The sequence below is a fragment of the Sorangium sp. So ce406 genome (assembly GCF_051474675.1).
Classification (GTDB): domain Bacteria; phylum Myxococcota_A; class Polyangia; order Polyangiales; family Polyangiaceae; genus Sorangium; species Sorangium cellulosum_G.
Genome location: NZ_CP150340.1, coordinates 8,427,125 through 8,442,771 on the forward strand (window position 1 = coordinate 8,427,125; position 15,647 = coordinate 8,442,771).

Below are 15,647 nucleotides of genomic sequence, written 5' to 3' on the forward strand. Positions count from 1 at the left end.
GAGGATCAAGCGCCCCGGATCGCGCAGCCCGCCCCGCAGGACGGCGGCCCCGCGCCCGGAGCACCCACGGTAAAGAAGCCCAGGAGAAGAGCAGAGCCATGAACGGAAGCGAACGCCCCGCGCGCCTCGAAGAGATCCTCGACACCCGGATCCTGTGCCTCGACGGGGCGATGGGCACGATGATCCAGCGCTACCGCCTGGGCGAGGCCGACTACCGCGGCGACCGCTTCCGCGACCACGCGATCGACCTCAAGGGCAACAGCGATCTGCTCGTGCTGACGAGGCCGGACGTCATCTCGGAGATCCACGGCGCGTACCTCGAGGCGGGCGCCGACATCATCGAGACGAACACCTTCACCGGCACCTCGATCGCCCAGGCCGACTACCGCCTGGAGTCGCTCGCCTACGAGATCAACCTGACCGCGGCGCAGGTCGCGCGGAAGGCGGCCGACGCGTGGACGGCGCGCACGCCGGACAAGCCGCGCTTCGTGGCGGGGTCGATCGGGCCGACGCCGAAGACGCTGTCGATCTCGCCGAGCGTGAACGACCCGTCGTTCCGCGCGGTCACGTTCGACGAGCTGGAGCGGGCGTTCGCCGAGCAGGTGCGCGGGCTCGTCGACGGGGGGGCCGACGTGCTCCTCGCGGAGACGTTCCTCGACACGCTCAACATGAAGGCGTGCCTCGTCGCGATGGAGGAGGTCTTCGCGGAGAAGGGGCGGCGCCTGCCGATCATGCTCAGCGTGACGATCACCGACCGGAGCGGCAGGACGCTCGCGGGCCAGACGATCGACGCGTTCTGGACGAGCGTGGAGCACGCGAGGCCGCTCAGCGTGGGCCTCAACTGCGCCCTCGGCGCGAGCGACATGCGGCCTTACCTCGTGGACCTCGCGAAGCTCGCGCGGGCGCGGGTGAGCTGCTACCCGAACGCGGGCCTGCCCAACGCGTTCGGCGAGTACGACGAGCTCCCGGAGACCACGTCGCGGCTGCTCGCGGAGTTCGCGGAGGGCGGGCTCGTGAACATCGTCGGCGGCTGCTGCGGGACGACGCCGGACCACATCCGCGCGATCGCCCGGGCGACGGCGAGGCTCAGGCCACGGCAGGTGCCCGCGGAGCGCGACGGCTTCGGGCGCTTCAGCGGCCTGGAGACGCTCGTCATCCGGCCCGACACGAACTTCCTGATGATCGGCGAGCGGACGAACGTGACGGGCTCGGCCCGGTTCATGGAGCTCATCAAGAAGAGCGACTTCACGACCGCGCTGGAGGTGGCGCTCGATCAGGTGCGCGGCGGGGCGAACATCCTCGACGTCAACATGGACGAGGGCATGCTCGACTCCGAGCAGGCGATGACGACGTTCCTGAACCTCATCGCCACCGAGCCCGAGATCGCCCGCATCCCGATCATGGTCGACAGCTCGAAGTGGTCGGTCATCGAGGCGGGGCTCAAGTGCATCCAGGGCAAGGGGATCGTCAACTCGATCAGCCTCAAGGAGGGGCCGGAGGACTTCCTCAAGAAGGCGCGCACCGTCCGGCGCTACGGGGCGGGCGTCGTGGTGATGGCGTTCGACGAGGTCGGCCAGGCCGAGACGGTGGAGCGGAAGGTCTCGATCTGCCAGCGCGCCTACAAGCTCCTCACCGAGGAGGTCGGCTTCGATCCGCAGGACATCATCTTCGACCCGAACATCCTCGCGATCGCGACCGGCATCGAGGAGCACAACGACTTCGCGAAGAACTTCATCGAGGCGACGCGGATCATCAAGGCGACCTGCCCGGGGGCGCGCGTGAGCGGCGGCGTGTCCAACCTGTCGTTCTCGTTCCGCGGGAACAACGTGGTCCGCGAGGCGATGCACTCGGCCTTCCTCTACCACGCGATCCGCGCCGGCATGGACATGGGCATCGTGAACGCGGGGCAGCTCGCGGTCTACGAGGACATCCCGAAGGACCTGCTCGAGCGGGTCGAGGACGTCATCTTCAACCGGCGCCCGGACGCGACCGAGCGGCTCGTCGAGTTCGCCGAGCAGGTGAAGGGCAAGGGGAAGAAGAAGGAGCTCGACCTCGCCTGGCGAGAGGGCCCGGTCGAGGAGCGGCTGTCGCACGCGCTCGTGAAGGGGCTCGTCGACTTCATCGAGGCGGACGTGGAGGAGGCGCGGAAGAAGTACGACAAGCCGCTCTCCATCATCGAGGGGCCGCTGATGGACGGGATGAAGATCGTCGGCGAGCTGTTCGGCGCCGGGAAGATGTTCCTCCCGCAGGTGGTGAAGAGCGCCCGGGTGATGAAGCGCGCGGTCGCGTACCTCATGCCGTTCATGGAGGCCGAGCGGGCCGCGGGCGCGTCGTCGTCGCACGGGAAGGTCGTGATGGCGACCGTGAAGGGCGACGTCCACGACATCGGCAAGAACATCGTGGGCGTGGTGCTCGGGTGCAACAACTACGAGGTGATCGACCTCGGCGTGATGGTGCCCCAGGACAGGATCCTGGAGACGGCGCTGAACGAGGAGGCCGACATGATCGGGCTGAGCGGGCTCATCACGCCGTCGCTCGACGAGATGGTCAGCGTGGCGCGCGAGATGGAGCGGCGGGGCATCCAGCTGCCGCTGCTCATCGGCGGGGCGACGACGAGCCGGCAGCACACGGCCGTGAAGATCGCGCCGGAGTTCGGCGGCACGGTGGTGCACGTGCTCGACGCGTCGCGGGCCGTGGGCGTGGTGTCGAGCCTGCTCGACCAGGCGAACCGCGAGACCTTCGACGCGCAGAACCGGGCGGAGCAGGCCAAGCTGCGCGAGCTCTTCGCGAGGAAGCGGGCGAAGCCGCTGGTGACGCTCGCCGCGGCGGACGAGGGGCGGCTCAAGATCGCGTGGCGGCCCGAGGACATCGCGACGCCGTCGTTCACCGGGCGGCGCGTGGTGGACGACGTCCCGCTGTCGGAGATCGCCAAGTACATCGACTGGACGTTCTTCTTCACGGCCTGGGAGCTCCGTGGGCCGTTCCCGCAGATCCTCGAGCACCCGCAGTACGGCGAGGCGGCGCGCGAGCTGTTCGACCACGCGCAGAAGGTGCTGCAGCGGATCATCGATGGCGCCATGATCCAAGCGCGGGGCGTCTACGGCTTCTGGCCGGCGAGCGGGGAGCAGCGGGACATCGTGCTCTACGAGGACGAGGCGCGCGCGCGCGAGCTCGTCCGGTTCAACATGCTGCGCCAGCAGCAGGTGAAGGCAGCCGGCGCTGCCGCCGCCGAGGAGGACGGCGAGAAGGCCGTGGGCGGCGAGCGGCCGTACCTGTCGCTCGCCGACTTCGTGGCGCCGCGGGAGAGCGGGCTCGCCGATCACGTCGGGGCGTTCGCGGTGACGGCCGGGCTCGGGCTCGATGAGGTGGTGCGCGCGTACGAGAAGGACAAGGACGACTACAGCGCGATCATCGCGAAGGCGCTCGCGGACCGGCTCGCGGAGGCGTTCGCGGAGCTGCTCCACGCGCGGGCGCGCAAGGACTGGGGGTACGGCGCGGGAGAGGTGCTGACCAACGAGGAGCTCATCGAGGAGAAGTACCGGGGGATCCGGCCGGCGTTCGGGTATCCGGCGTGCCCGGATCACACCGAGAAGCCCAAGCTGTTCTCGCTGCTCGACGCGCCCTCGGTCGGCATCGAGCTGACCGAGACCTACGCGATGATGCCGGCGGCGAGCGTCAGCGGCATCTACCTCGGGCACCCGCAGGCGCGGTATTTCATGGTGGGGCGCCTCGGCAGGGATCAGGTCGCGGAGTACGCGAAGCGCAAGGGGATGACGGTCGAGGAGGTGGAACGGTGGCTGTCGCCGAACCTGGGATACGACCCGAAGGCGGCTGCCCCGGAGTGAGCGCTGCCGTGCTGAGGCGGCGACCGGGCGAATGAGGTGATGAACCCGGGGGCGCGCTGTCTGCGCCCGCGCGGGCGCAGACAGCGCGGCGGACGCCGTGATAAGGTCGCGGCATGGCCGAAGCCGATTGGTTCGCGCTGAACCGCGCCGCGTGGAACGAGCGCACCCGGGTACATCTGGCCTCGAAGTTCTACGATCTGGCCTCGTTCAGGGCCGGCGCGAGCTCGCTCAAGCCCATCGAGCTCGAGCAGGTCGGCGACGTGCGCGGCAAGACGCTTTTGCACCTGCAATGCCATTTCGGGCAGGACACGCTCTCCTGGGCGCGGCTGGGCGCGCGCGTCACCGGGCTGGACCTCTCCGACGAGGCCATCAAGGCCGCGCGCGCGCTCGCCGAGGAGCTCTCGCTCGACGCGCGCTTCGTCGAGGCGAATACCTACGATGCGCCCGCGGCGCTCGGCGGGGAGACGTTCGATATCGTCTTCACCTCGTATGGCGTCCTCGGGTGGCTCCCGGACATGGCGCGCTGGGCGCGCGCGGCCGCCGCGTGCCTGAAGCCGGGGGGCGTCCTGCACCTCATCGAGTTCCACCCCGTCGTGTGGATCTTCGACGACGCGTTCGAGCGCGTCGCCTATGCGTACGACGGGCACGGCGAGCCGATCCACACCGAGCAGACGGGCACGTACGCCGACCGCGACGCGCCCGTGACGCTCCAGGAGGTCGGCTTCAACCACGGGATCGGCACGGTGGTGACAGCGCTGCTCGACGCGGGCCTCACGCTGGAGCGGCTCCGCGAGCTCGACTGGTCGCCTTACGACATCTTCCCGGACATGGAGGAAGGGCCGCCGGGGCAGTTCCGCATGAAGCGGTTCGGGCGCCGCCTGCCGCTCGTGTACGCGCTCTCGGCGCGGCGGCCGCCCTGAGGGGAGCGCCGCTCGCTCAGGGCGGCGCGGCGCTCCCCGCCGCGCCGCCGGCCTTCGTGTACGAGCTGCCGGCCGGCGCGGTGATGTGCGGATTCCTGGCGACCTCCTCCGCCGCCGCCGCGGACCAGCGCGCCATCGCGGGGAGCGACGTGACGGCGGCCGCATACGCCCGCGCGACCTCGTCGATCTCGACGTCGTACGAGAGCAGGCGCGTCACCACGGGCGCGAACATCGCATCCGCGATCGAGAAGGCGCCGAACAGGAACGGCCCGCCCTGACCGAACCGGGCGCGGCAGCCGCCGAAGATCCCGAGGACGCGGGCGATGTCGCGGGCAGCGCCGTCCGAGACGTCGCGCCGCGCGTGCCGCCGCGCGATGTCCATCGGCAGCTCGCGGCGCAGGTCGGAGAAGCCGGAGTGCATCTCGCTGCTGACCGCGCGCGCGACGGCGCGGGCCTCCCGCCCTTCGGGCCACAGCCGCGCTGCGGGGAAGACCTCGGCCACGTACTCGCAGATGGCGAGCGACTCCCACACGACGAGATCGCCGTGGCGCAGGACAGGCACCTTGCGCGTCGGCGAGTGCTCGGCCACCCGGTCGACCCAGTCGGGGAGCTCATACGGGATCACGTGCTCCTCGAACGGGACGCCCGCGTGGGACATCGCGAGCCACGGCCGGAGCGACCAGGACGAGAGGTTCTTGCTGCCGATATACAGGTGAAGCGGGGCGGTGGTCATCGTTTCGTCTCCTTGGTTCTTCGGAGCTTGCGGGGCGCGGCCCGGGCGCTCCCGTCCTCGGTCGGGCCGCTCGGAGGCCGCGGAGGGCGGGCGTCGCCGCAGAGAAGGGCGCGCTCCTCGGCCAGCACGCGCGCGATCGCGTCCAGCACCGCGCGCACGCGGGGGGTGTGCTGGAGGTCACGGTGCACGGTCAGCCAGATGGCGCGGCGGGGCTCGTCCGGCAGGGCGATGCGCGCGAGGTCCGGCTCGAGATCGCCGATGAAGCACGGCAGGAGCGCCACGCCGATCCCGGCGCGCGCGGCGCCGAGCATGCACGCGGTGCTGTTGCTGCGGAAGACGCAGGGGCCGCCGGCGGCCATGCGCTCGAACCAGACGTGCTCCGGCGGCATGGCGCCGGGCGCCTCGATGCCGATGCGCGCGTGCGCCGGGAGATCGGCCGCGGTGGGCGCGCCGCGCCGCTCGACGTACGCGCGCGCGGCGTAGACCGCCCAGCCGACCACGCCCGCCTTGCGGACCACGAGGCCGCCCTCGGCCGAGCGGAAGAAGCGGACCGCGATGTCCGCTTCCCGCCGGGAGAGATCGAGCGCGCGGATCGCCGTCACGAGCTCGACCGAGATCCCCGGGTGCGCCGCGTGGAGCGCGCCCAGCCGGGGCGCGAGGAAGCGGCTGCCGAACGCCTCGGCGACCGTGACGCGCACGGCGCCCGTGAGGCGCTGATCGCGCCCGAGGCTGCCGCGCTCGATGGCGAGGATCGCCTCCTCGACCCTCGCGACGTCGGGGATCACGCTCAGGCCCTCGCTGGTGAGCGCGTAGCCCGAGGGCGACCGCACGAACAGCCGGACGCCGAGCGACGCCTCGAGCGCCTCGACCCGGCGGCCCACCGTGGTGTGATCGACGCCGAGCGCGCGGCCAGCACCGGCGAGGGAGCCCGCCCGGGAGAGGGCAAGGAGATACCGCAGGTCGTCCCAGCTCATCACGATGCGAATCTCCCGGCCACGCCGCGCGAGCATGCGCCGCCCGCAGCGTACCGGGGAGGTGGCAAAAGCGCGCGCCGGCTGTGCAAAAATGCACAGCACCGCTGCGCACCGGCGCGCTGGGCGCCTCCCCTACCCCGCCGCGGCGGCGCTCACCTGCACAGGACGCGCTCGTCGAGCGGGAGACGCGCGCTGCGCTCGGGGTGCGCGAAGGTGTCCGGCGACCGCAGCGCCTCGCAGAGGCGCGCGTCGGCCAGCGCGACGAGCGCGTCCGGCGCCGCGGGCAGCGGGGCGTCGCACGGGATGGGCTGCGCCATCGCGTGGACCAGCGGGCCGCGCTGGAGGAGGCTCTCGTAGAGCGCGTGGCCGAAGACGAGCGCCGCCGCCTCGCCGCGCTGCACGGCGTCCCGCGCCTCGTCGGCGCAGCGGCGCAGGTCGGAGGCGTCGGCGAGCGGCGCGCGGCGCGCGTGCGCGTCGTAAAGCAGCAGGAGCCCGCCCTCGTCGAGCAGCGCGAGCCCGTCCAGCTCGCGCGTGCGCGCGGGAGGGAGCGCCGCCGCGCCGGGCTCGAGGCGCGCGGCGATCGCCCGGTGCTGGCGGGCGTGGAGCTCCGCCTTGGCGCGCGGGAACGCGGCCCACACGAGCATGTTGAGGAAGTCGTGCCAGTTGCTCGGCCGCGTGGGCACGCACCCCTCGACGTGGATGCGCGCGTCGTAGAGCGCCGCAGGATCCACGGGCGCGCGCCGCCGGCGCCGCCGCGGCCGCGGCGCCTGCTCGGCGAAGCGCACGGGGAAGCCGCCGCCGAGCGCCCGGTTGTAGTCCTCGACGGGCGGCCAGCCGGCGCACCCCGCGAACGCCTCGGCCCGGGGACGGATGGGCCAGTAGAGCCGGCTCTTCTCGTGGAAGAGCGGGTCCCAGGGAACGGGGCTGCTCCCCGGTGCGCCGCCCTGGCGCGGCGCAGCTCGGCCAGCGGCGCTCACGCGGGCACCGTAGGAGCTGGGCGGCGGGAGCTCAAGCAGCGCGCGACGCGGCGCTCGGACGCCCGGGTCAAAGGCAGCGGGCGCGGCGTGGATCCGGCCTGGATCGCGCGCGCCGGACGCCGCCGGCCGGCGGCGACGGGACGGCCCGCCGCCCGCCTGTCATCCCGGAGCCGTGGTACCCTCGAGCCCCTGATGGCGCCGGACCTCATCGTTCGCGGGTTGCGGGTGGTCACCGGGGGCGCCGTGCGGCCGGCCTCGGTGCACATCCAGGGCGGCACGATCGTCGACGTCGCGGGCCATGACGAGGTGCCGGAGGGCTGCCCCGTCGTGGACGCGCCGCAGGGCGCGGTGGTGATGCCCGGGCTCGTCGATGCGCACGTGCACATCAACGAGCCTGGGCGGACCGAGTGGGAGGGGTTCGAGACGGCGACGCGCGCCGCGGCCGCGGGCGGCGTCACGTCGCTCGTCGACATGCCGCTCAACAGCGTCCCGCCGACGACGACCGTCGCGCACCTCGAGGAGAAGGCGCGGGCCGCCGAGGGCCGGTGCCTCGTCGACGTGGGCTTCTGGGGCGGCGCCGTCCCGGGCAACGCGGGAGAGCTCTTGCCGCTGCTCGAGGCCGGCGCGCTCGGGTTCAAGTGCTTCATGGTCGACTCGGGCGTGGCGGAGTTCGGCCACGTCGCCGAGGCGGACCTGCGGGCGGCGCTCGAGGTGCTCGCGGGCACGGGGGCGCCGCTGCTCGTCCACGCCGAGCTCCCCGGCCCGATCGACGCGGCGCGCGCGGCGATCGCCGGCCTCGATCCGCGGACGTACGCCGCCTACCTGCGCTCGCGGCCGCGCGAGGCGGAGGACGAGGCGATCGCCCTGCTCGCGTCGCTCTGCCAGGCGACGGGCGCGAGGGCGCACGTGGTCCACCTCTCGTCGGCGACGGCCCTCGGCATCCTGAGGCAGGCGCGCGACGGCGGCGCCGCGCTGTCCGCCGAGACGACGCCGCACTACCTGCACTTCGCGGCGGAGGAGATCCCGGACGGCGCGACGCCGTTCAAGTGCGCCCCGCCGATCCGGGAGCGCGAGAATCGAGAGGAGCTCTGGGCCGCGCTGCAGGGCGGGCTCATCGATCTCGTGGTCTCCGATCACTCCCCGTGCACCCCCGAGCTCAAGCGGCTCGAGGCCGGCGACTTCGACGCGGCCTGGGGCGGGATCTCGAGCCTGCAGCTCGGCCTGTCGATCGTCTGGACCGACGCCCGGCGCCGGGGCATCCCGCTGGAGCGGCTCGCGACGTGGCTGTGCCGGGGGCCGGCGCGGCTCGCCGGGCTGCGCCGCAAGGGGGAGATCCAGAGAGGGTTCGACGCGGATCTCGTGATCTGGGATCCCGAGGCGACCTTCCGGGTGGAGCCGCCGCTCATCCAGCACCGGCACAAGGTGACGCCGTATGCCGGGGAGGAGCTCCACGGCGTCGTTCATGCCACGTACCTCCGCGGCGAGAAGGTCCATGAGCGCGGGGGCTTCGCCAGGGAGGCGAGAGGGCGATGGTTGAAGCGAGAGGGGTGACGGGGCCGGCGTTCGCGGAGGCGCTCGACCTGGCCTCGGAGCGCCTGGGCGGCGCGGTGCTCGCGGCCAACGACGAGTTCTTCGCGCCGAAGGAGAACCTGCTCAGGGCGTCGAAGCCGGTGTTCCTCGAGCACGAGTACACCGATCGCGGCAAATGGATGGATGGCTGGGAGACGCGCAGGCGACGGACTCCCGGGTTCGACTGGTGCCTCGTCCGGCTGGGTCTCCCCGGGATCCTCCGCGGGGTCGTCGTCGATACGGCGTTCTTCCGGGGCAATTACCCGGAGCACTGCTCGATCGAGGCGTGCGCGGCGCGGCCCGACGCGCGGGTCGACGAGCTGCTCGATCCGCGGACGCACTGGGTCGAGGTCCTGCCGCGCTCGCCGCTCGCGGGCGACGCGCAGAACGCGTTCGCGGTGAGCTGCTCGTCGCGGTTCACGCACCTTCGCCTGAACATCTATCCGGACGGCGGGGTGGCGCGGCTCCGCGTGTACGGCGACGCCGTCCCCGACTGGCGGCGGCTCGATCGTCCGGGCGCGGAGATCGACCTCGCGGCCGCGGAGAACGGGGCGAGCGTGCTGTCGTGCAGCGACATGTTCTTCGGGGTTCGCCACAGCCTGATCATGCCCGGCCGGGCGGCGAACATGGGAGAAGGCTGGGAGACGCGCCGCCGGCGCGGGCCCGGGTACGACTGGGCGCTCGTGGCGCTCGCGGCGCAGGGGGAGATCGGCCGGATCGAGGTCGACACGAACCATTTCAAGGGCAACTACCCCGACAGCTGCATGATCGAGGGGATCGACGCGGCGGGGCGCGCGGCGGAGGAGCTCGCCGAGGCGAGCGCGTGGCGGGAGATCGTGCCGCGGACGAAGCTCCAGGCGCACACGCGTCACCTCTTCGAGGAAGAGCTCCGCGCGGCGGGGCCGTTCACGCACGTCCGCCTGAACATCTATCCGGACGGCGGCGTGAGCCGGCTCCGCATCCTCGGGAGGGCGACCCGGAGCGGGGCGGCGGCGCAGCGGCTCCGCTGGCTCAACGCGCTCACGGAGCCGGAGGCGGCGGCGGAGCTCCGCGCGGCGTGCGGGTCGTCCGCGTGGTCCTCGCAGATGGCGGCGGCGCGGCCGTTCCGCGACGAGGAGCACCTCCTGGCGGCCGCGGCGCAGGGGTTCGCGCGGCTCGGAGCGGAGGACTGGCTGGAGGCGTTCCGCGCGCACCCGCGCATCGGGGAGACCAGAGCGCAGGCGGAGGCGGCGGAGACGAGCGCGACGGCGAGGCGCTTCTCGAGCCAGGAGCAGGCGGGGATGAGCGCGGCGGCGCACGAGACGCGGGAGGAGATGGCGCGGTACAACCGCCTTTACGACGAGAAGTTCGGGTTCATCTACATCGTGTGCGCCACGGGCAAGAGCGCGGACGAGATGCTCACGATGCTGCGGGAGCGGATCGAGCACACGCCGGAGGAGGAGCTGGGCATCGCCGCGGAGGAGCAGCGGAAGATCACGGAGATCCGGCTGAAGAAGCTTCTCTGGGGGGGTTAGCGGGCCGGGGGAAGGGTGCCTATCCCTTTCAATCGATCACCGGGAGAGCTGGCCTCGCAAGGCGCCTTCGGGGAAATCCGCGGTGCGGACGGCGACATAATACCTCGCCGGATCGGCGAGCAACGCCCTGAGGTCGTCGCGAGGCGCGGGCACACAGCCGCTGGAGCTGCCGCCCGTCGGGGGCATCAGCGTGATGACGCCCCGGCCCGCGCGGCCGACAGGGCCCTCGTGAACGCGCGCCGCGATCGCGGGGGAGATGCCGGCCACCGCCAGGTCGAAGCAGACCTCGCCGCGGGCGAGATCGAGGGTGAGGCGGGCCGTCCCGCTCCCGTCCAGATCGCCGGGACCGGGCACTTCGTCACGCCCGCTCAGCGCCGCCGTGATCGGGCGGACCGGGCGTTCGGGCAACGCCGCGACGGCAAGCGTCGTCGCGAGGAGGACGGCGCCCAGAGCGGACATCGTGAGATGCTGCATGTCTCCCTCCTGCACATCGCGGGGATGCACAACGCGAGAGCGCCACGAGAGCAAAGACGACGCCGACCGCCGCGCCGCCAGGCCCCCGCGCGACAGCCGATGACGCGCGGCGGCGCACCGACGAGACGCGCCGGATGGAAGGCGCCGAGAACGCCGCGCGCGCGACGTATGGAGCAGAGTCGCCGCTTTTGCCGAGATTGAACCCGGATCAGCAGGAGCGTAAAGTAGCCCCCCGCTCATGATCTCGACACGAAAGCCGTCCCGCGCCGCGACGTCCCGGCGCGTCGAGGGCAAGCCGCCGCGGCAGCGGCTCGACCTCGACGCGCGCCGCGCGCAGCTGCTCGCGCTGGGGCTCGAGCTCTTCGGCCAGCGAGCCTATGACGACGTCGCCATCGATGAGGTGGCGCAGGCCGCGGGGATCTCGAAAGGGCTTCTCTACCATTATTTTCCGACCAAGCGCGAGTTCTACATCGCCGTCCTGCGCGAAGCGGCGCGCGAGCTCGTCGAGCGGTCGCTGGACGTCGACGATGTGCCGGTTCCCGAGCGCCTGCGCACCGGGCTCGACGCCTACCTGGCCTATGTCGAGCGACAGGGGATCTCCTATGCGGCCGTCTTCCGGGGCGGCATCGGCTCGGACGCCGAGGTGCTGGCGATCATCGAGGAGACGCGCAGCCGCTTCCTCGACAAGCTGCTCGCCGAGGCGCCGGTGGCCGAGCGGCCTCCGGCGCTCAGGGTGGCCCTCCGCGGGTGGATCGGGTTCGTGGAGGCGACCAGCCTCGACTGGGTCGAGCGCCACGAGCTCGACCGGACGTCGCTGCGCGATCTGCTCGCCGATCTGCTGCCGGAGGTGGTGAGGCTCGCCATGATGCACGCGGGCGGACAGGGCGCGGTCGCGGCCGGCGCCGCGGCAGAGACACCGGCGTGAGCGCGCCCGGTCCGTCGCGGCCGGCGCAGGGTTGACGACGAGTCCGCCTTCTGCCAGGAGACGGGCGCGCGCGAGGCGCGCAGAGAGCACCGCGGAGGCACCCGATGAGCACAGACAACCCGAGGACTGAAGACAACTTGACCGTACCCAAGCTCATCGCGCTTGCAGCCACGACGCTCGTCGTGGCCTTCTCGGTCATCTACCTCATCTCCCCCTGAACAGCGCCCCCAGGGCGGCCGCAGGAAGCGCGGCCAGCGCTACAGCGGCCTTGCGCACCGGACGCCGAGCGCGTCGGTGACATCGGTCGGGTCCCACGGTCTCCGGAAGACCGTGGAGATCTCCTCCTCGTTGGGCTGCCACCAGCTACCGCCGCGGATCACCCGCGCCGAGCCCCCCTCGACGTTCGCACAATCGACGCAGGGGTCGAGGTATGGCCCCTCGACATCCAGGGTCCACTCCCACAGGTTTCCCGCGAGATCGGCTTGCCCCCACAGGCCATCACCTCGCGGCGATCTCGAGCCGACAACCGCGCTGCCCGCCGTGTCGTACACGGCATACGTCGAGTTCGGAAATGCGTTGCCCCAGGGGTACCTCCGCTGCTCGCTCCCTCCGGCCGACGCGTGGTTCCACTCCGCCTCTGTCGGGAGCCGCCCGCCGTCCCAGGCGCAGAAGGCGAACGCAACGAACCAGCTCACGCAGCTGATCGGCCTGGCCTCGTTCTCACCCACGTCGTCGGTCCACGAGTGCAATCCCGGATTGCACTTCAAGCCCTCCCTCAGCTCGGCCTGGCCCTCCGGCAACCGGGAGTCCCACGCGTCGTCCCAGCCGCTTCGCGGGATCCGCGGGTGAGCTCCCGCGCCGGCGCCAGGCCGGCTCCCGGGGTACGCCTCGACGAAGCCGCGGAACCGTCCGACCGTGACCTCGTATCGATCCAGCCGAAGCTCGCTCACCTCCGCGGGGTGCGCGCCTTGGTTGCTCCGGTTGTAGGTGCCGCCCGGAACGCGCGGGCTCGCGCAGCAGGGCTGGTCCCGCTCCGGACCGCAGGCCTCGCCTGCTCCAGGCCCGCCCTCGCGGCAGCTCGGCGGCACGACGCACGAGCCCGCGGCGCCCGCGCCGCACCACCCCGAGCAGCCGACCTGCCGCCAGCGCCCGTCGCTGCCGCACACCTCCACGAGCTCGCCGGCGCACCGCGTCTCCTCGGGAGAGCACGCGACGGAGATCCCCCCGCCACCGCCGATCCCGTCACCACCAGCCTCGCCGCCGCCAGCCCCGCCGCCGCCAGCCTCGCCGCCGCCAGCCTCGCCGCCACCGCCTCCCGCGGCCGCCGGCCCACCTGCTGCGCCGCCAGCGCCGCCAGCCCCCGCAGCACCGCCCACGTCGACGAAGTCCCGCACCGTCGTCGAGCACCCCGACCAGAGCGCGGCCGTCGCGACCGCCAGCAAGCCAGCAGCGCGCCGGTAACCCCGAGCTTCACCCGACGGACTTCGTAGAGCGCTCACCATTCCCCCTCCCGATCGCCCACCACGGGGCACCGACACATCGTATCATGTGCCCATCCCCCTGCGTCTCGCCCGGGCCGTCGCCGCGGCGAACCCATCCCGCGAGCCCGCCAGCGACGATCGCGTCACGCCCCCGAGCGCGCAAGCCGGGTGCCGCGCGCTCAGCTGCCCCGGTACGTCGTGTAGCCGTGAGGGCTGAGCAGCAGCGGGACATGGTGGTGCTGCGCCGGGTCCCGGATCTCGAAGAGGATCGAGACGGTGGGGTAGAAGCTCTCGGAGCCGAGCGCCGCGAAGTAGGCGCCGGTGTGGAAGGTGAGCCGGTACGTGCCCTGGATCGGCCGCTCGCCCTGGGGGAGCAAGCCTCTCTGCCGGCCGTCGTCGTCGGTCGTGCCCCGGCCGATCTCCCGGTAACCGCCGCCGTCGCCGACCTCCAGCACCACCAGCACGCCGCTCGCCGGGCGGCCCCGCGACGTGTCCAGCACGTGCGTCGTGATCGCGCTCATCGGTCCTCCCCGCTGCTCAGGCATCCCCGCGACGCCGTCCTCTCCGGTCGCTCATATCACGCGCTCCGGCGCGCCACGATGGCCTGGAAGGAGCGGTCCCTGAGCTCGTCCGGCGCGAGGCCGGTCCGCTCCGCCGCCTCGGCCTCGGTCATCGCGCCCGCGCTGACCGCGCGCAGGAAGAAGTTCAGGAGCCCCTGCCCCGTCGCGGCGTCGTCGAACACCGTCCCGGCGACGGTCGCCCGGGCGGCCCGCTCGATGAAGCTCCGCAGCCGCTCGGCGGTCGCGTCGACGCCCTCCAGGAAGAAGGCATAGACCGCGGCGTAGCGCGCCGGAAGCTCCGCGGGGTGGAGGTCCCATCCCTGGTAGTAGCCGCCCTCGAGCGCGCGCCGGACATGCCCGTACTTGAGCCGCCATGCGCCCACCACCGCGCGGCGGTTGTCGTCCATCTGCTGCGGTGTGAGCGGCGCGCCGCCGGGCCGCGCGCGGTGCGGGGCGACGGGCAGGATGTTGCTCGCGCCGTCGGACAGCCAGAGTCCCGAGCCGGCCAGCGCGACCTGCATCACGTGTCGCGCGAAGTCGCACGCCGGATGGGCGAGGTGCTGGTGAGCCGCCGTGATGTCGCAGCTCGCCGTGTAATCGTAAGCACCGAAGTGCGCCGCGACGCACCGGCCGCGGGCCGCCTCGACCAGGCCGGGCAAGGCGATCTCGCCGCGGGGGCCGAAGAGCGAGGCGGTGGTCTCGACCATCAGCTCGATCCGGATCGCGCCGCCGGGCAGCCCGAGGGCGCGCTCGAGCGCGTCGAGGGCGTCGGCCAGCGCGGAGACCTGCTCGGGCGCGACGACCTTCGGCAGCGTCACGGCGAAGGCGGGCGGGAGCGCGCCGCCCGACGCGGCGACCAGCGTGGTGAGGAAGATGTCGAGCGTGCGGAGGCTCCGCTCGGCGCACGCCTCACCCAGCGACTTGACCCGGATCCCGAGGAACGGCGGCAGGCCGCCCGCAGCCATGCCGAGCGCGACCTCGCGCGCCGCCGCCGCGGCGTGCGCGTCCTCCTCGTGGCCGGGGCGCACGCCGTACCCGTCCTCGAAATCGATGCGCAGGTCCTCCACGGGCTCGCGGCCGAGCTTGTCGAGCACGCGCGCGTGCACCGCACGCGCGAGCCGCGCCGGCGCGGAGGCGCGGCCCGCCGGGGCCTCGCCGGCGTCGAGCGCGGCCGCGAGGGCGGCGGCCTCGGCGCGCCCCTCGGGGAGCTCGTCCGCCCCCGGCAGGCCGAGCGCGCGCGCGAAGGCGGCGAAGTCGGGCGCGTGCTCCGCGAGGGCGGCGAGCGCCACCGCCCCGAGCTTCCGGGCCGTGTCGGCCTTGAACAGGTGGGCGCCGCCGTAGACGGTGTGGACCGGCTGGCGCGCGGCCGCCGCGCCGCGCGCGCCGGCGCGGTCGAACGCAGGATGACCGCTGCGGAGGCGCGATAGCGCGCCGCGCAGCGCTTCAGGGGAGAGGCTTGTCCGGAACATGGTGTGCCTTCGGCAGGTCGGGCGACCACGAGATGCCGCCTGACTCGGCACGTCAAGTAGCGCTCGCGCTGCCCGCGAGGCGGCGGCATGCTGCGACCCGCGCCACCCGAGCGAGCGCGACGAGCGCCCGGGCGGCGGCGCGGCAGGCGGCCCCGGCGCCGCCGTTGCGTGCGCAGCGCCCGGGGTGTATCCGTCATTGGAGGACT

The 15,647-nt window shown here is 73.0% G+C and carries 12 protein-coding genes; 5 read left to right on the plus strand and 7 right to left on the minus strand.

What is annotated here, in order from left to right; genetic code table 11:
* The first annotated feature begins 98 nt into the window (after window positions 1-98).
* Both metH and WME96_RS31360 read left to right on the plus strand, forming a co-directional pair.
* Window positions 99-3,845, plus strand: a complete 3,747-nt coding sequence (metH, locus tag WME96_RS31355) for a methionine synthase (RefSeq protein WP_437285261.1) — start codon at window positions 99-101, stop codon at window positions 3,843-3,845.
* 113 nt (window positions 3,846-3,958) lie between these two features.
* Window positions 3,959-4,765 carry a class I SAM-dependent methyltransferase gene (locus WME96_RS31360; RefSeq protein ID WP_437285262.1) on the plus strand — a complete coding sequence of 269 codons (807 nt, stop codon included), beginning with the start codon at window positions 3,959-3,961 and terminating at the stop codon, window positions 4,763-4,765.
* Window positions 4,766-4,781: 16 nt separating this feature from the next.
* Here WME96_RS31360 and WME96_RS31365 read toward each other — a convergent pair whose 3' ends face one another.
* From WME96_RS31365 to WME96_RS31375, 3 genes are all read right to left on the minus strand, one after another.
* On the minus strand, window positions 4,782-5,498 hold the full coding sequence (locus WME96_RS31365; RefSeq protein ID WP_437285263.1) for a glutathione S-transferase family protein: 717 nt from the start codon (window positions 5,496-5,498) through the stop codon (window positions 4,782-4,784).
* Window positions 5,495-6,472 (minus strand): LysR family transcriptional regulator, encoded by a 978-nt coding sequence (locus tag WME96_RS31370; RefSeq protein WP_437285264.1) that lies wholly within the window; start codon window positions 6,470-6,472, stop codon window positions 5,495-5,497. The genes WME96_RS31365 and WME96_RS31370 overlap by 4 nt, the downstream gene beginning before the upstream one ends.
* A 152-nt stretch (window positions 6,473-6,624) precedes the next feature.
* Window positions 6,625-7,449, minus strand: coding sequence for a DUF3025 domain-containing protein (locus WME96_RS31375; RefSeq protein ID WP_437285265.1), 825 nt, complete (start codon window positions 7,447-7,449; stop codon window positions 6,625-6,627).
* Between the two features lie 192 nt (window positions 7,450-7,641).
* On the opposite strand from WME96_RS31375, the gene allB reads away from it, so the two are divergent.
* Both allB and WME96_RS31385 read left to right on the plus strand, forming a co-directional pair.
* The gene (gene allB, locus WME96_RS31380) at window positions 7,642-9,000 is read left to right on the plus strand and encodes an allantoinase AllB (RefSeq protein WP_437285266.1); all 1,359 of its coding nucleotides are present in this window, start codon (window positions 7,642-7,644) and stop codon (window positions 8,998-9,000) included.
* Window positions 8,979-10,532 (plus strand): allantoicase, encoded by a 1,554-nt coding sequence (locus tag WME96_RS31385; protein ID WP_437285267.1) that lies wholly within the window; start codon window positions 8,979-8,981, stop codon window positions 10,530-10,532. Before allB ends, WME96_RS31385 begins: the two co-directional genes overlap by 22 nt.
* 36 nt (window positions 10,533-10,568) lie before the next feature.
* Here WME96_RS31385 and WME96_RS31390 read toward each other — a convergent pair whose 3' ends face one another.
* Window positions 10,569-11,006 (minus strand): CHRD domain-containing protein, encoded by a 438-nt coding sequence (locus WME96_RS31390; RefSeq protein WP_433927903.1) that lies wholly within the window; start codon window positions 11,004-11,006, stop codon window positions 10,569-10,571.
* A 238-nt stretch (window positions 11,007-11,244) separates the two neighbouring features.
* On the opposite strand from WME96_RS31390, the gene WME96_RS31395 reads away from it, so the two are divergent.
* Complete coding sequence (locus WME96_RS31395; RefSeq protein ID WP_437285268.1) at window positions 11,245-11,931, plus strand: TetR/AcrR family transcriptional regulator; 687 nt, start codon at window positions 11,245-11,247, stop codon at window positions 11,929-11,931.
* Window positions 11,932-12,188: 257 nt separating this feature from the next.
* On the opposite strand, the gene WME96_RS31400 is transcribed toward WME96_RS31395, so the two are convergent.
* The 3 genes from WME96_RS31400 to WME96_RS31410 form a co-directional block, all read right to left on the minus strand.
* Entirely contained in the window at window positions 12,189-13,373 is a 1,185-nt protein-coding gene (locus WME96_RS31400; protein ID WP_437285269.1) for a formylglycine-generating enzyme family protein, read from the minus strand.
* Between the two features lie 218 nt (window positions 13,374-13,591).
* Window positions 13,592-13,933, minus strand: a complete 342-nt coding sequence (uraH, locus tag WME96_RS31405; RefSeq protein WP_061617345.1) for a hydroxyisourate hydrolase — start codon at window positions 13,931-13,933, stop codon at window positions 13,592-13,594.
* A gap of 56 nt (window positions 13,934-13,989) precedes the next feature.
* A complete protein-coding gene (locus WME96_RS31410) occupies window positions 13,990-15,441 on the minus strand; it encodes a DUF6986 family protein (RefSeq protein ID WP_437285270.1) in 1,452 nt (483 codons plus the stop codon).
* Between the last annotated feature and the right edge of the window lie 206 nt (window positions 15,442-15,647).